This is a genomic window from Oleiharenicola lentus (genome assembly GCF_004118375.1).
Lineage (GTDB): Bacteria > Verrucomicrobiota > Verrucomicrobiia > Opitutales > Opitutaceae > Lacunisphaera > Lacunisphaera lenta.
The window spans coordinates 431,479-445,641 of record NZ_SDHX01000002.1 but is presented as its reverse complement, the minus strand read 5'-3'; the positions used below and the strand labels follow the sequence as shown (position 1 = coordinate 445,641).

The 14,163-nt window shown below is 66.9% G+C and carries 10 protein-coding genes; 2 read left to right on the top strand and 8 right to left on the bottom strand.

Annotated features, from left to right (window positions below; all coding sequences use genetic code 11):
* Positions 1-265: 265 nt before the first annotated feature.
* The 4 genes from ESB00_RS15685 to ESB00_RS15670 all read right to left on the bottom strand — a co-directional run bounded on the left by ESB00_RS15685 (position 266) and on the right by ESB00_RS15670 (position 6,670).
* Entirely contained in the window at positions 266-2,062 is a 1,797-nt protein-coding gene (locus tag ESB00_RS15685) for a M2 family metallopeptidase (RefSeq protein WP_129048736.1), read from the bottom strand.
* A gap of 79 nt (positions 2,063-2,141) precedes the next feature.
* Entirely contained in the window at positions 2,142-3,326 is a 1,185-nt protein-coding gene (locus ESB00_RS15680) for an efflux RND transporter periplasmic adaptor subunit (protein WP_129048735.1), read from the bottom strand.
* A gap of 110 nt (positions 3,327-3,436) precedes the next feature.
* On the bottom strand, positions 3,437-5,803 hold the full coding sequence (locus tag ESB00_RS15675; RefSeq protein ID WP_129048734.1) for an ABC transporter permease: 2,367 nt from the start codon (positions 5,801-5,803) through the stop codon (positions 3,437-3,439).
* 114 nt (positions 5,804-5,917) lie between these two features.
* The gene (locus ESB00_RS15670; protein ID WP_179954390.1) at positions 5,918-6,670 is read right to left on the bottom strand and encodes an ABC transporter ATP-binding protein; all 753 of its coding nucleotides are present in this window, start codon (positions 6,668-6,670) and stop codon (positions 5,918-5,920) included.
* 268 nt (positions 6,671-6,938) lie between these two features.
* Here ESB00_RS15670 and ESB00_RS15665 point away from each other — a divergent pair, with 268 nt between their 5' ends.
* Positions 6,939-7,889: a helix-turn-helix transcriptional regulator gene (locus tag ESB00_RS15665; protein ID WP_129048733.1), complete on the top strand. Its 951-nt coding sequence runs from the start codon at positions 6,939-6,941 to the stop codon at positions 7,887-7,889.
* Positions 7,890-7,906: 17 nt separating this feature from the next.
* On the opposite strand, the gene ESB00_RS15660 is transcribed toward ESB00_RS15665, so the two are convergent.
* Genes ESB00_RS15660 through ESB00_RS15650 form a run of 3 tightly spaced genes read right to left on the bottom strand, consistent with a single transcriptional unit; the run spans position 7,907 to position 11,152 of the window.
* Positions 7,907-9,430, bottom strand: a complete 1,524-nt coding sequence (locus ESB00_RS15660; RefSeq protein WP_129048732.1) for a methyl-accepting chemotaxis protein — start codon at positions 9,428-9,430, stop codon at positions 7,907-7,909.
* 11 nt (positions 9,431-9,441) lie between these two features.
* Complete coding sequence (locus tag ESB00_RS15655; RefSeq protein WP_129048731.1) at positions 9,442-9,990, bottom strand: PDC sensor domain-containing protein; 549 nt, start codon at positions 9,988-9,990, stop codon at positions 9,442-9,444.
* A 19-nt stretch (positions 9,991-10,009) separates the two neighbouring features.
* Positions 10,010-11,152 carry a porin gene (locus tag ESB00_RS15650; protein WP_164976251.1) on the bottom strand — a complete coding sequence of 381 codons (1,143 nt, stop codon included), beginning with the start codon at positions 11,150-11,152 and terminating at the stop codon, positions 10,010-10,012.
* A gap of 163 nt (positions 11,153-11,315) precedes the next feature.
* Between ESB00_RS15650 and ESB00_RS15645 the strand changes: the two genes are divergently transcribed.
* A complete protein-coding gene (locus tag ESB00_RS15645) occupies positions 11,316-12,026 on the top strand; it encodes an SDR family oxidoreductase (RefSeq protein WP_129048729.1) in 711 nt (236 codons plus the stop codon).
* Positions 12,027-12,089: 63 nt separating this feature from the next.
* Here the strand turns inward: ESB00_RS15645 and ESB00_RS15640 are convergent, their stop codons facing one another.
* Positions 12,090-14,129, bottom strand: a complete 2,040-nt coding sequence (locus tag ESB00_RS15640; protein ID WP_129048728.1) for a hypothetical protein — start codon at positions 14,127-14,129, stop codon at positions 12,090-12,092.
* Positions 14,130-14,163: the final 34 nt, after the last annotated feature.

Sequence of the window (14,163 nt, the reverse complement as noted above, 5' to 3'; positions counted from 1 at the left end):
CGTAAAGAGCGGGTTGGCAGGCGGAGCGTCCGAAGGATTTCCCTATTAGGACGCGCAGCGCCTTGGGGCCGGGTGGATTTGGTCGCCTAATGGGAGCGGCAAGGGCTGCGGAGGGGTCGTGATGGAGCCGGCGCGCGAGCGCCCCGATGGGTGGGCGGTGAGTTTGTGGTTCGGTGGAGGGCCGGCCTCCGTGCCGGCCGCGGTCGTTGCGGAGACCGACCCTCCAAAAATTCCGAACCAGCCCGCGCGGAGCACGGGCTCCACCTCACTCCCAACCGATCGGGCGGCCCTTGTTCTGTTCCTTCAGCCACTCCAGCAGCGGGGCGTAATACTCGATCATCGCGCGGGTGCTGAGTTCTTCGCCGGTGGCTTCCTTGAGGACCTTGCGCCAGTCCTCGGTCTGGCCCTTTTCCATGACACCGCGGAGGAAGTCGCCGACCGCCTTGTTGCCGGCGTAATTGCAGTTCTGCGGGGGCTGCTTGAGGATCTTGCGGGCGATGTGGTCGTGGAGCTGGTGCTTGAAGACCTGGGCGATGGCGTAGGTGTAGTAATAGGCGGGCGTGTCGTTGATGTGCGTCTTGGTCGCGGCGTCGCACCATTCCTCGCCGCGCTCGACCGGAGGCTCGATGCCCTGGAAGTCGCGCACGTATTGCCACCAGCGGGCGTTCCACTGGTCAGCGGGCAGGTTCTTGGCGTAGATGTCCGCCTCCCAGTGGGCCATCACGCCCGAGGCCCAGTAGATGAACGGGATGCCAGGCGTCAGCGCGGTATTGAGGAGGAAGGCGTTGTCGTCGGTCTTGAAGTCCGCGGGCAGCACGCCGAGCGATTTCAGGTAGGGGACCTGCGCGGCGGCCAGCGCGGTGAGTTCGCCGAAGCCCTCGTGGAAGGCCGGGTTGGCGCCGTCGCGCAGCAAGGGCGGCACCTCGGGCCGCGTGTAGGCCATGAAATAGTAGATGTGGCCGAACTCATGGTGGTTGGTGTTGAACCACCAGGGCGTGGACTCGATGCTCTGGAGCGAGCGCAGATCGTTATCGAGGTCGAGGTGCCAGGCGGAGGCGTGGGTGTTCTTCTTGCGCGTCGAGCCGGCGGGCACGTTGTAGAGGTCGGACTTATCCCAAAACGATTTCGGCAGCGCCGGGAAGCCGAGGCCGACGTAGAATTTTTCCGATGATTGAGCGATCCACTCCGGCGTGAAGTTCTTGAAGAAGGGTGCGAGGTCGGCGCCGTCGGCGAGGCCTTCCCATTCCTGCGACCAGCGGTTGTTGATCCAGTGAGCGGGGATGCGCTTCGGCACGGGCTGGCCGTAACGCTCGGCGAGCTTGTATTTCACCCAGGTGTGGAGCTGGAGGTAGAGCGGACGCAGCACCTGCATGAAGTCCTGGTTCAGCTTCAGCATCTCCTCGGTGTTCATGCCGTAGCTGGCGACCTGCAGGGCGAAGTAGTCGGGGTAACCCATCTCCTGCGCGACGCCGTTGCGCAGGTCGCGGAGTTTGACGAGGCCGTCCTTGAGCGCCTGGCCCGATTCCTTCGACGCGAGCCAGACGGCGAGACGCTTGTCGAGCGGCGTGTCGTTCGATTGCAGCAAGTTGTCGATTTCGTTCACCGTGATGGGCTTTCCGTCGAGCTTGAACTCGAAGCCGTTGAGCGTGGACGCCTGCTTCGTCTCGGTCTCGATGCGGGCCTGCGTGAGCGCGGGCTTGGTCATGGGCTGCTCGGCCGCGAGCAACAGGAGCTTCTCGAGCTGGCGCACGGTGAGATCGTTCAGGTCGTGGCGCTTGAGCAGGAGGGACTTCGTCTCGTTGATCAGGGCGGGGTTGCCCATGAAGGCTGCATTGGCCTTGCCGGCGGTCTCGGCCGCGGCGTCATGCACCGGGCTCACGTCGGTGGACGCAGCCCACTGCGCCTCCGCCTCGACGTAATAGAGGGCCTGATAGGAGGCATTGACGAGCGCGAGGAAGCGGTCGGCGCGCTCCTGCGTGGGATTGCGGTCCGCCGCAAGGGCGACGGTGCCAATGAACAGCGCCGTCAGCGCGGCGCCACGGAACAACGGGGACTTAATCATGCCCGTGTCATAAGCGTGGCGAGGCCTCCGACAAGGCCAGAAAGACGAACGGTAGGAAAGGTGTCCGAACGGCGCCGATTCACACTTTCGTCGGCTTCACGCGCTGGCCGTCCTTGATGCGGTCGCCGGGGTAGAGGATAACTTCGTCGCCTTCCTGAAGGCCGCCGGTGATCTGGATTTCACCGCTGCCGGATTTGCCGGCCTCCACGGGAACGAGCTCGGCTTTGCCGCTGCGGACGACGTAGGCGGCCCAGGCATTGCCTTGGCGAAACAGGCCCGAGACCGGCACCTTGAGCGCGCGATCGCTTTCCCAGGTGATGACGCGGGCCTCGACGCGGAAGTTGTCACCGAGCGAACGCCACGCCTCGCGCGGGCTGGTGATGTCCACCACGACGTTCACCCGCTGCTCCTCGACGCCGAGGGCGGAGTATTTGGTGAACGCGGCCGGCTCGACGAGGCGAACTCGGCCCTCAAGGGCGGTCGGGCCGCCCCATTGTTCGAGCGAGACCGGTGCCCCGGCGGCGATGGCAGCGCCGTCGCGTGAGAGCATCTCGACCACGACCTCGAGGTCGGCGGGGTCGCCGATCTCCAGCAAGGGTGTGCCCTGCGCCACGGCGCGGACGCTTTCCTGGAAGACGTGGAGAATGCGGCCGGTGGCGTTGGCGCGGACTTCGATGGGTTGGGTCGATCCGGCCGGTGCGGAGACCGGCCCTCCAGCAGAGGTGGACAATTCGGCTTCCGCGGAGCGCAAGGCGCCTTCGGCGGCGACAACGTCGCGGGCGGCGGCGGTTTCGCGGGCCTGGGCGCTTTCGAGTTCCTGCGGAGATATGGTCTTGGCGGCAAACATCTGCTCGATGCGGCGGAGTTCGTTGCGGGCGAGTTCGTGGGCGGTGCGGCTTTTTTCGACCTGCACCCGGGCGGTGTCGCGGCGCGCCTCGGCGAGAGCACGAGTGCGCTCGTCGAGCGGCGAGGCGGGCAGGGGATCGATCACGGCGACGACCGTCACGCCGGCCTCGACCTCCGCGCCGGGCTTGAAGGCGATGCGGCGGAGCTGTCCGCTCACGGGGGCGGCGACGACATAGCGCTGCTTGATGCGCGTCTTGCCCTCCTCGCTGACGGTCGCGCGCAGCGGGCCGACGACAACGCGCGCCGTCTCGACCGGAACGGGCTGCGGGCGCAGGCCGACGACGATAAGCGCGGCAAAAACCGCGCCGAACGCGTAGGGAATCCAGCGGAAGGGTTTGGGCTTGGAGGTGGTGGCCATGGGAAACGGAAGACTGGTTAACCACTAATGCACACTAAGGAGACACTAATGATAGGCAGTTTGGATTAGTGGAAAATCAGTGAAAATTAGTGGTTCAAAAATGACTTGGCTCACTCCGGCGCCTTGAGTGCTCCGATGAGGTCGAGGTGTTGGAGTTTGCGGAGGACCACCAAGGCCGAGAGCGTCGAGGCGATGGCCACGACGATCAGGGCGAAGGTGTAGGTGTAGGGCGTGAACACGAGCGGGAGGCGCACGGTTTCGGTGTTCACCGAGCGGATGATGGCGGTCGAGATGCCGGTGCCGAGGGCGAGGCCGAGCGGCACGGCCAGCAGGGCGAGGATGGCCAGCTCGATAACGATGACCGCGCCGACCTCCCGCTGCGTCATGCCGACGACGCGCAACGTCGCGAGCTCGCGGGCTCTCTCGGCGAGGGAAATGCGGGCGTTGTTGTAGATCACGCCGAAGGCCACGATCACGGCCATGCTCAGGTAAAGCGTGGTGAGCATGCCCATCATCTGCGCCGTGGTCTGGCGGAAGCTCTGGCGCATGCTCTCCTTGACCGAGATCCAGCTGATGCGCGGCACTTCCTTGATGGCGCGGAGGAATTCCGCGCGCCGGGCCATGTCGATGGTAAAGCTGGCGCCGGTGATGATGTCGCCTTCGCCGAGGAAACGGTTGATCGCGTCGCGGTCCATGTAGGCGGCAATGCCGGTGAAATCGTCGGCCAGGCCGATCAGGCGCACGGGCCGCACGGGCCGTTTGCCCATGAGTCCCTCCAGCACGACCTCGTCCCCGACGCGCGCGCCGAGCACCTCGGCGAGTTTGGCGGAAACGATGAGCCCGTCGCCCGCCGGCGTGATTTCCAAGCCGTCATGATCCACGGCGCGGCTGTGGAAGGAGCGGGCATCAAGGCTGCGCAGGCCGATCTGGCGGTCCCGGCCCTGGTAATGAATGCGCACGGCGGTCGAGCGCATTGGTTCGACGTGCATCACGCCCGGCAGGCGCTCCAGTTCGTGCAACGTGCGCACGGAGGCGGGTTCGCTGAAGCCGAGGTTGAGGTCCTGGCGCTGCACGACGTCCCACTGCTGGTCGAGGATGTTGGCGATGCCGGCCTTGAGGGTGTTGGGCAATATGAGCAGGGCGGTGGCGAGGGAGAGGCCCGCGATGGTGAACAGCGCCTGCACGGGCCGGCGCTCGAGGTTGCGCAGGGCGATGCGGAACGAGTGCGAGAACCAGCGGCCGAGGCCGAAGCGCTCGATGAATGCCGGACGGAAGTTTGCCGGCGGCTCGGGACGCATGGCCTCGGCGGGCGGGAGCTTTGCGGCCTTGCGCACGGAGCCGAGCACGCCGGCGACCACCGCGATGATACCGACGCCGAACGCGATGACCACGGCACGCTGGTCCACGCGGAAGGCCAGCTCTGGGAACCGGAAGAACAGGTCGTAGAGCCCGACCATCCAGCGTCCGAGAAACACTCCCGCGATGCCGCCGAGAAGCGTGCCGCCGGCGCCGATCACGGCGGCGAACTTGAGGTAGTGTCCCGTGATTTGGCCGTTGCTGAAGCCAAAGGCTTTGAGAATGGCGATCTGCTCACGTTGCAGCGCGAGCAGGCGCGACAGCACGGCGTTGGTCATGAACGCCGCCACGCCGAGGAAGATCGTGGGGAACCCGATGGAGAGGATCGTGAGCACGCGGATCTCGTCGCTCACCCGGATGTGCGAGGGGTGGTCCTTGCGGCTGTGGGTGCCGGCGCCGCCGAAGGGTTTGAGCAGGTCGTCGGCGGCGGCGATGACCGGCGCGGGATCGGCGCCGGGGGCGAGCTTCAGCGAGAAGTGGTTGAACGCGCCGTAGAGGTCCCACGCGGTGGCGACCTCCTTGTAGGGCATCCAGAAGATGCCGTAGGTGCGGTTGTCGGGCAGGGCGGCGCCGGGGCGCGACTCGAAGATGTATTCCGGCGAGAGCACGATGCCCGCGATGCGGAAGTCCTGCCGCCGGCCGTTCATGATGAGCGCGAGCGTGTCGCCGGGTTCGAGGCGGTTGGCCTCGGCAAAGGCCTCGCCCACGAGCAGCTCGCGCCGTGAGCCGGGCGTCAGCCAGCGGCCGCGGCGCAGGAAGAGGCGGTTCAGTTCCGGTTCGCCGAAGTCCGGCAGGGAACGCACGAGACCGCTGGCGGGTTCGTCGAGGCCGGGCAGATCAAGGGTGACCTGGCCGGCGATGTCGGTTTGCACGCCGGCGACGCCGGGGAGGTCGGCGAGGCGGTCGGCGATGTAGTTGGGGGCGCGCTTGAGCGTGCCGAAGACGTCGGCAAAGCGGTTGTGCTCGTAGTAGTCCGCGCGCGTGCCGTCGAGCGACGCGATCAGGCTGCGCGTGGTGATCATCATCGCCAGCCCGCAGGCCATCACGATGGACACCGCGGCGACCTGGCCCTTGAGGCGGGTGAGGTCGCGGAGCAGCTTGCGGTCGAGAAGGGGTAGCATCGGAGGGAAGTATCAAGTGCCAAGGGACAAGTGCCAAGTCATGCAGCGGAGATGGGCTGGGTCCGATCGGGTTTCTTGATACTTGTCACTTGTTACTTGGTCCTTTGCGCGGCGCTACCAGCGCAGCGTCGCCGGTTCCACGCGCGTGGTGTTCCTGTGTTCGGACAGCACCTTGCCGTCCATGAAGCGGATGACGCGGTCGGCCATGTCGGCCATGACGGCGTTGTGGGTGATGATGACGGTGAGCGTGCCGAGCTCGCGGTTCACGCGTTCGAGGGCCTCGAGGACGACAATGCCGGTTTTCACGTCGAGCGCGCCGGTGGGCTCGTCGCACAGGAGCACCTCGGGCCGCTTGGCGATGGCGCGGGCGATGGCCACGCGCTGCTGTTCGCCGCCGGAGAGCTGGGCCGGGAAATGATCCATCCGCGCGCCGAGTCCGACCATCTCCAGCGCTTCCTCAGGCGCCAGCGGGTGATCGGCAATCTCGGTGATGAGGCCGACGTTCTCGCGGGCGGTCAGGCTCGGGATGAGGTTGTAGAACTGGAAGATGAACCCCACGGCCTGCCGCCGGTAGAGCGTGAGCTGTTCCTCGGTGGCGTGGGTCAGGTCGGAGTCGCGGTAACGGAGCGTGCCGGCGGTCGGGATGTCGAGGCCGCCGAGCTGGTTGAGCAGCGTGGTCTTGCCCGAGCCGGACGGGCCGAGCAGCACGACGAACTCGCCGGCGTTGAGGTCGAGGTCCACGCCGGCCAGTGCGCGCACCTGCGCCGTGCCCTCGCCGTAAATCTTGGTCAGGCCGCGCACATGAAACACCGGACGTCCGCCGGGGGCGGCCGGAGCGCGGGAATCGGAGGCAGGGGCGGGATTCACGGCGGGAAGAGTCGGTCAAGCTAGGCAGGGGGGCGGCGGGTGCAACTTAAAGCCCGGGCAGGGCAGGAGGTTTGAGGCGGGTTGATGGAGGCCAGAAGATGCTGTTGGATACGCCGACCTGTCATCCTGAGCGCAGCGAAGGATCCAAGGTAAGCGGTTGCCATGGTCGGAAACCTGGATTCTTCGCTGCGCTCAGAATGACACGTTTCGGAGGATTGTCCGCTTTCTCGGATTGTCGTCCGCCGGGCGGGTCTTTGTGCTCCCGGGCATGAATCGGACCGACCGGCTCGTGGCGATGGTGTTGTTCCTGCAAGGCAGGCGCGTGGTGCGTGCCTCGGAGCTGGCGGAGCATTTCGAGGTGACCGAGCGCACGGTCTATCGCGACATCTCGGCCCTCGGCGAGGCGGGGGTGCCGATCGCAGGCGAGGCGGGCGTGGGTTACAGCCTGATGAAGGGCTACCAGCTGCCGCCGGTGATGTTCACGGCGGAAGAGGCGAGCGCCCTGTTCGTCGGCGGCGAGCTGGTGAAGCAGTTCACCGACGCCTCGCTGCACGGCCCGATGGCCTCGGCGCTCGACAAGCTCCGCGCGGTGCTCCCGCGCGACCGGCAGGACCACGTGGAGAAACTCGTCAGCCGCACCATCGTGCGCGGCCGCGGCTCGCGCCAGGCGGCCGACGCCGCCAACCAGCGCTGGCTGGTCACCGTCCAGCAGGCCGTGGTGCTGCGGCGCGTGCTGCGCATGGCCTACCGCGGCCTGGAACGCGAGGAGGAGACACAGCGCGACGTCGATCCGCTGGGCGTGGTGTTCTACGGCGGCGGCTGGTATCTCGTCGCGTGGTGCCGGTTGCGCAAGGGGCTGCGGCATTTCCGCGTGGACCGCATCCAGCGGCTGGAGCTGCTGCCGGTGACCTTCACCCCGCCCGAGGATTTCTCTCTGGCCGAGCACATGGAGCGTTCGGCGGCCGAGGGGCAGAGCGAGCCGGTGCGCATCTGGTTTCACCAACACGCGCAGGAGCGCGCCCAGCGCGAGAGCTACGCCACGCTCATCGAGGAAAAGAAGCGCGATGGCGGCGCGGAGTTCACGCTGTATTCCTACTCACTCGAATGGACCGCTTATTGGCTGTTGTCCTTCGGTGATCGCGCCGAGGCGGTGGCGCCGAAGAAGCTGCGTCAGCTCGTGAAGGCCGGCGCCGAGAAGATCGTGGCCAAGCACGGGTAAGGCCACGCTGGTTGGGCTCAGGCGGCAGCGACGGCTTGCGGCGCGGGGTGCGGCCTCACGGCCGACGGGTCGCGAGGGGCGACGCCCGACTCCCGGGTGACCTCGGCACCGACCAGCCGGTTGAGCTGGTTGATGGCGTCGTGCAGGCACATGGTCTGCGCGTTGAGTTCCTGCGCTGCACTCGCGGATTCCTCGGCGGTGGCGGCGTTGGTCTGGGTGATCCGGTCCATGGAGGCCACGGCGGTGGTGATCTGGGAGACGCCCTGGGACTGCTGCTCGGAGGCGGTCGCGATTTCCTGCACCACACCGTCCACCTCGCGGGCGCGCTGGTTGATTTCCTCGAGCGACGCGGCGACGCGGTTGCTGAGATCGACCCCGTGGCGGCTCTTGGTCAGCGAATCCTCGATCTTCTCGGCGGTCTCCTTGGCGGCGGCGGCGCTGCGCTGCGCGAGCGCGCGAACTTCCTCGGCGACCACGCTGAAGCCGGCGCCGGCCTCGCCGGCGCGGGCGGCCTCGACCGCGGCGTTGAGGGCGAGGATGTTGGTCTGGAAAGCAATCTGGTCGATGGTCTTGATGATCGCGCTGATGTTGGTGGAGGCGGTGGCAATGGCGTTCACGGCCTCGGTCATGCGCTTCATTTCCTCGCTGCCGTGGTCGGCGGCCTGGCGGGTCTGGCCCGCGATCGTGCGGGCCTTGCCGGCGTGTTCGGCGTTGAGGCGGACCATGCCGGAGACCTCTTCGAGGGAGGCGCTGATCTCCTCGAGGGAAGCGGCCTGGGTGCTGGCCCCCTGGGCGAGCTGCTGGCTGGAATTGCTGATCTGGCCGGCGGCCGACGAGGTTTCGCCGGCGTTGAGCGACAGGCTGTGCACGATCGTCTTGAGCGTGCGCGCGAGGCGGATGCCGACGAACCAGGTCAGGGCGGCGCCGATCGCCAGCCCGAGCAGGGTCACACCGAGGCTGCTCCAGGTGGCGCGCCGGTGGGTGGTGGCGGCGAGAAGCTGGTCGGCGTGGGCGTTGGCGTCGAGCATCTCGGTGAGCTGGTTGATGCACTCGCGGGCGGCGTTGAAGCGCCCGAAGGCGACGGAATTGGTCAGGTCGATGGCCTCGCGGCGGCCTTCGGGCGTGTTGGCGCGGCGGGCCTCGCGGATGCGCTCGGTGGTGGCCTGCCACTCGGTGATCTTCTTCTCGTAGTCGGCCATGACCGGGCCCGCCTCAGCGGGCAGCGGGCTCACGGCCTTGAATTTTTCCCAACGGCCGGCGGCCTGGGAGATGTTGTCCGCATGATCCTTCAACAGGACCTTGAACTGCTCCGACTCCGGGTTGACGAAGATCATGGTGCGCTCGGCCACCAGCGCCTGGTGCAGGTCGCGGTCGGCCTCGAGCAGCAGGCTGATCGCCGGCAGGGTGTGGTCGTTGACCTTCACCAGATGCGAGTGGATCTGGCTGCCGGCCCGGTAGCCGACAAAACCGGTCACGGCCACGAGCAGAATGAGTGCGACGAAGCCGATGACGATCTTGGCGCTGACGGAGAGCTTGGACATGAGGCGGGAGATCAGAGATTTTCGATGTCGATGCCGCAGCAGATGACGCCGATGCAGGCACCGGAGGCGTCGCGCACCGGCACGGAAACCTGCACGGAGTAGGTCTGGGTGCTGTCGTCGAACTTCACCTTGTCCACGAAGGCCACGCCACCGTCCTTGAACGACTCGCTGAACTTCTTCTCGTCGCCCTGCCAGTAGTCGGAGGTCTTCTCCGTGATGGCGACGTTGGCGCCCTGGTGGTCCATCACGATGATCTCGGACACGTAGGCGCGCTTCTGGCGCCAGGCGCGGAGGTGCTGGCCGACGGGCGAATCGATGATCGCCTTCATGAAGTCGGCGACGCCCGCGGTGTCCATCCAGCGCTTGTCGGCGGCCTTGATCTCGTCGAGGGAGGAGCCCTTCGCGTTTTGGGCCGAGATGGCCGAGACGAGCAGCGGATCGGCGGCGAGGGCGGCGAGTTCGCCCTTGGCGAGCTCATGCACCTTGGCCGGAACTTCGACGGCCGCGAGGTGCACGGCGGTGAACGAAGCCAGCAAAAGAAGCTTGGAGAGGGTTTTCATGGGGGGATAGATGGTGTGATCAGAAAACGAGCTGCAGGCGGCCGATGAACCGGTCGTCGCCGCCGCCGAAGCTGGCGTCGCCGGCCAGGTAATTCAGCGAAACCGCGATGTCGTTGCGGCGGATGAACCAGTTGAGGCCGAGGGTGAGGGTGTCGTTCTCGTTGCTGCCGGTCGCGGTGTTGGCGTCGTAGGTTTCGTAGCGGGCGGCGAGCTGCCACTGATCGTTGAGGCTCCAGAGGGCGGCGAGGCTCCAGCCGTCGGAATCCACGTCGGCGCCGGTGACCGGGTCGAGGGTGTTGGCGAGCCACTCGGCGCGCAGCGTGACCGGGTGCAGCTGGAGCTGGGTGTCGAAACCGACACCGGTGCGGCGGGCGGGCGCATCGTCGCTGAAGGCGTTCACGCCGACGCTCCATGAGGCGGCCTTGTCGTGGAACTTGCCCGACCAGGCGGTGGCCGCGAGGCGGGCGGCGGCCAGGAAGTCGTCGGTGTCGTTGTTGGAGTTGTTGACGCCGTTGCCGTTGAAGATGCCGGCGGAATACTCGACGCGCTTTTCCGCGGCGCTGCCGAACAGCATGACGCCGATCTGGCGGCTGACGGTGAGGCGGTCGTTGGGGAGGGAGCGTTCGGCGAAGGGGTTGGCGGTGTCGGACATGAGCTGTTCCCAGCCGAAGGGCGTCTTGAACTGGCCGAGACGGATCTGGGCCTCGGGGTGCGCGAGCCATTCGACGTAGAGGTCGGTCAGCTGGGCGCGGTAGCCCGTGGAGGCGCCGAGGGTGTTGGCGCCGAAGTCGGACTCCACCTTGAAGCCGAAGTCCTTGCCGAAGCTGCCACGCACGTTCACGCGGGCACGGCGGACGAGAAAGCGGTCGTTGATACCGCTGAAACGGCTGTCGGGGGCGCTGCCACTTTCGGCGTGCAGGTGCAGGAAGCCGCCGAGAAGCAGTTTGCTTTCCTTGCCACCGGCCTGGACGGGCGCGGGGGCGTCTTTGGCGGGCTTGGCGGCCTCGCGCAAGGCGGCGTTTTCAGCACTGAGGGCGGCGAGTTTTTGCTCAAGGGCGGCGAGGCGTTCCTCGATCGTCGCCGAGGCCCGGAGCACCGGGGTGGCGAGCAGACTGACCAAGCTGAGACTGGCTAGAATGATACGGGGGTGTGGCTTAACCATGGCGAGGTATCGTCGCCACCATCCAATCCTTGAGCAGGCAAATGGCCCTGCCGGACTTTTACATCCCGTCGTGAGCGGGCGGACAACGCTGCGAGTCCCGGGGAACTGGCTGACGGCTAAAGATTTCACTCGAATATCCGGCGCGAATGCGAAGCGTGGCCCCATGCGCACACCACTCGTTTTTATTAGCGGGGCTTCACAGGGAATCGGCGCCGCCATCGCCCGGACCTTTGCCGAGGAAGTTCCTCACGTCCGTCTCGCGCTGGTGGCGCGGAACGTGAAGAACCTCGAGAAAACCGCCCGCGCCTGCGCGAAGGCCGGTGCCAAGGCCGAGATCTTCGGGTGCGATGTGGCCAACGCCGCTTCCGTGGAACTGATGGCGGCGGAAGTGGCGAGCCGATTCGGCACCCCTGACGTGGTGGTCAACAACGCCGGCGCCTTCACCATGGCGCCGTTTGTCGGGACGAGCCTCGCGCAGTTCGACGACATGATCGCGGTGAACCTGCGCAGCGCATTTCTCGTCACCCAGGCATTCCTGCCGGCCATGTTGAAACGAAAGTCGGGCGACATCTTCTTCATGAGTTCCATTGCCGGCCTTGGCGCCTATCCGAATGCGGCGGCTTACTGTGCGGCGAAATTCGGCGTGACCGGGCTGGCAAAGGTTCTGCGGGCCGAGACCAAGGACAAGGGCATCCGGGTGTGCTGCGTGCATCCCGGCGCTACCTGGTCGCCCTCGTGGGAAAAGAGCGGCGTGAAACCGGAGCGCATCATGCCCGCCGAAGACATCGCCCGGGCGATTCTGGACGTGCACCGGCTCAGTCGCCGCACGGTCGTTGAGGAAATCGTGCTGCGCCCGCAGCTGGGCGATGTGTGAGGGTGGAGCCTGCGTTCCGCGCAGGCTCGTCGCCGGTCAGTCCGCGCGGAGCGCGGGCTCCACCTATTTCGACCAGCCCGGCCGTGAGACGTTGGCGCGGTAGTTGGACTCGTTGTGGCCGGGATTGCGCACCGGCTGGTAGATTTCACCCGGCAACGGGCCGTCGTTCTGGGTGTAGATCCACATCTCGTAACCGTCCCACGTGACGATCTCGTCGCGGCCGTCGCCAGTCAGATTGAGCACGGCGCATGCGTAGTCGGGATGGCCGTCGGCGGGGAACTTCACGACGCGACGGCCCTCGCCGTCGTAGAGGCCGCCGTGCTCGGAGTTGGTGGAGAGGCACCAGAACTCACCGGCTCGGCCGGTCCAGTTCACCGGCAGCACCATGCTGCCATGCTGCACGGGTTCGAAGGTGCGCAAGATGTTCAGGTCGGCGTCGAGGAGCGTGACAATGCCCTGGTTGGACCAGAAGTTGATCACGACCGATTCGAGCCCCGGCAGGTCGGGCCGGAAGTCGGCGACGGTCAGGTTCTGGGCGTGGCCAACCTGGTGATGCTTCAGGATCTGGCCGCGCAGGTCGGTGGCGATGAGGCCCTCGTCGCTCCCGGCGATGAGCAGGGTCGGCTCGGCTCCTTCCTGCAACGGAACGATGGCCACGGCGTCGGCGTGGTCCTTGAGCTTGTCCTCGTTGCTCCAGAGCGTGCGGCCGTCGGGTGCGAGCAGGCGGTAGCCAAGGGATATCTCGTCGCGCCCGTCGCCGTCCACGTCGAAGGGGAAGGGGTAGTGTCCGGTGTTGAGCTCGGTCTGCCAGAGGAGCTCCAGCTTGTCGGTGAAGGCCCAGACGTGGCGGTAACGGTCCTTGAGGATGAGATCGCGCCTGGCTCCGGTGCCACGCAGGTCGGCAAAGGCGAGGGAGTCGCCGAGGATGCGCGGGTAACGGGCCGGCAGGCCGCGCGGGTCGCGGGGCGTGGCGGGCATGGGGGCCTTGTATTTCGTGGCGCCGGTCGCGCCGTCGGCCACGACCAGCTCGAAGTCGCGGCCGTAGATGACCTCGTTCCGGCCGTCGCCGTCGAGATCGTGCACTTGGAACACGACATCGTTGGTGAGCACGGTCTGCCAGCGGTCGGGCAGGCCGTTTTGCCAGAGGATGTTGCCGTCGAGGTCGAGGGCGGTGAGGCAGCGGATCTCGGAGTAGGCGTCGGTCGGGCCGTGGTGGCGCATCTGGCCGATGAGAATATCGGTGCGGCCGTCGCCGTTGAGATCGGCGAAGCGGACGTTGCGTCCGGTCCCGAAGGCGGGCGTGGCGATCTTCTTCCACAACCGGGGCTGCGGGTTGGCGGCCTGGAGCCGGGCCTCCAGTACGGCGGCCCCAGCCCGAGCCCTCGTGGCGGCCCGCTCGGCCTCGGACCGACACGTGACGTTGACGCCCCAAAACCGCGCCGGCACGTCGGCCGAGAGTCCGATCTTCCCCTGGGTGAACGTGGTGTCCCGGGCCTCAAGCACCACGCCCCGGCCGAAGTCCGCGCGAAGCAAGCCGCCGTCGGCGGTGACCCGCAGCTTGAGGAGGTCACCGGGTTGCCAGGCCAGCGGAGCCTCGGCGAGGACGGTTTCGTTGAGCACCCGAAAGGCCTTGCCGCCGTTGACGACCTTGAGCACGGCCCGGCCCCGGTCCACGCCGGCGAAATAGTGGTGCCGGTCGGTCTGGTAGAGAAAGACCACGCCGCTCTGGCCGCCCTCGCTGTCGGGCGTGAAGGGAACCTCCACCGTGTAGTCGCGCCAGAATTCGCCGCCGGCCACGATCAGGTTGTGCATGTAGGCGCGGTCGGAATCGCGGGCGGTGTCGGTGTGCTGCATGGCGCGCCGGCCATTATCCTCGATCACGCGCCAGGCGCGCTGGGAGCCCTCGCTGCGGAAGTTGGAGACGGCCCAGCCGCCCTTGGGGGCGACGACCGGCAGGTAATGATACTCGACCATCGCGCCGATCACGCCGGCCGAAAACATGCCCGGCGCCAAGCCGGAGAAATCCTCGTGCATCAGCACGGCATCGTTGGCGCGCAGCGAGAGCAGGGGTAGGAGCAACAGGGCGGCGAGGGGTGGGCGCATGGGGTTGCCGCATCACCGCACGCGCGAGGCGGGA